This window comes from Brachyspira catarrhinii (genome assembly GCF_005518285.1).
Classification (GTDB): Bacteria; Spirochaetota; Brachyspiria; order Brachyspirales; family Brachyspiraceae; genus Brachyspira; species Brachyspira catarrhinii.
In genome coordinates this window covers 1-1,154 of record NZ_SJDU01000555.1, presented here as the reverse complement: position 1 = coordinate 1,154, position 1,154 = coordinate 1, and the positions used below count along the sequence as shown (strand labels likewise).

Below are 1,154 nucleotides of genomic sequence, written 5' to 3'. Positions count from 1 at the left end.
GCATTTATTCTACTTCGTTCGGTTTGATTAAATTATTTTTATATTTGTCTATATACCAAGCGAATAAATTTTCATCGTAATTTATAGCGTTTATTTTTATTTCTCTTAAAACATTTCTTATTAAAATTTTACTGTCGGAAGAAGAATAAATGCTAAAATTATTTTTATATCCTAATTTGTCGATTTCCGCTTTCAATACTCTCACGCAAAAAGAATGAAATGTGCTTATAACTAATTGTTTCGGTTTTTCTTTAAGAAGTAAAATTATTCTTTCCCGCATTTCCGCAGCCGCCTTATTTGTGAAAGTAACGGCAAGAATACCGCTCGGTTCTATTCCTTTTTTTATCAAATAGGCTATTCTTTCGGTTATCACTCTCGTTTTACCGCTCCCCGCTCCCGCAAGCGCAAGCAAAGGACCGTTTATATGCTCTATAGCCTCTCTCTGTTCTTCGTTTGGTAATAATGCCATAATTAAACCTTTATTTTTAAATAATTATTATATATCATAACAAAATATATTCTATATTGACATTTTATTTTAATAATGTATAATATTTCTTAAATCTATTGCGGGAATAACTCAGTTGGTAGAGTTTCTGCTTGCCATGCAGACTGTCGCGGGTTCGAGTCCCGTTTCCCGCTCATTTAAGCCCAAATAGATTTAATCTGTTTGGGTTTTTATTTTTAATTATATTTGATTTAAAAAATTATAAAAAATAAATTTATTATTAAAAAGGTTTTATAAATAATGGACACTAAAGATTTACAATTTGAAACTTCAAAAGACGAAAAAGATTTAATTACTCTTAAAGCATCAGTTTCTAAAGACGCTTATAATAGCGAACTAACAAAACAGATTGAATATTATAAGCCGAAGGTTAATATTAGAGGCTTCAGAGTTGGGCATGCTCCAAACGATATCGTATATTCGAGATATAAGGACGCTTTGGAAGGCGCTACGAACGAAATTCTTATAGAGGAAGTTTGGAATACTTATAGCGATGAAAAAAACGCGAAATCTATGGGAACTCCAAAACTTTCAAATATGGAAAATAAAGAGGACGGACTTCATTTGACTTACGAATATTATCCGATACCAGAATTCGATTTGCCCGATTTGGCTTTCAATCTGTTTTGTTAGTTCGCTATTATAA

Annotated in this window: 1 protein-coding gene, 1 tRNA gene and 1 pseudogene; 2 read left to right on the top strand and 1 reads right to left on the bottom strand. The window is 31.2% G+C overall.

Annotated features, from left to right (window positions below; all coding sequences use genetic code 11):
- Positions 1-7 precede the first annotated feature (7 nt).
- A pseudogene (locus EZH24_RS12270) lies at positions 8-469 on the bottom strand (UvrD-helicase domain-containing protein); the annotation flags it as partial.
- Positions 470-569: 100 nt separating this feature from the next.
- Here EZH24_RS12270 and EZH24_RS12265 point away from each other — a divergent pair.
- Both EZH24_RS12265 and EZH24_RS12260 read left to right on the top strand, forming a co-directional pair.
- A tRNA-Gly gene (locus tag EZH24_RS12265) sits at positions 570-642 on the top strand.
- Positions 643-748: 106 nt separating this feature from the next.
- Complete coding sequence (locus tag EZH24_RS12260; protein ID WP_137999343.1) at positions 749-1,141, top strand: trigger factor family protein; 393 nt, start codon at positions 749-751, stop codon at positions 1,139-1,141.
- Positions 1,142-1,154: the final 13 nt, after the last annotated feature.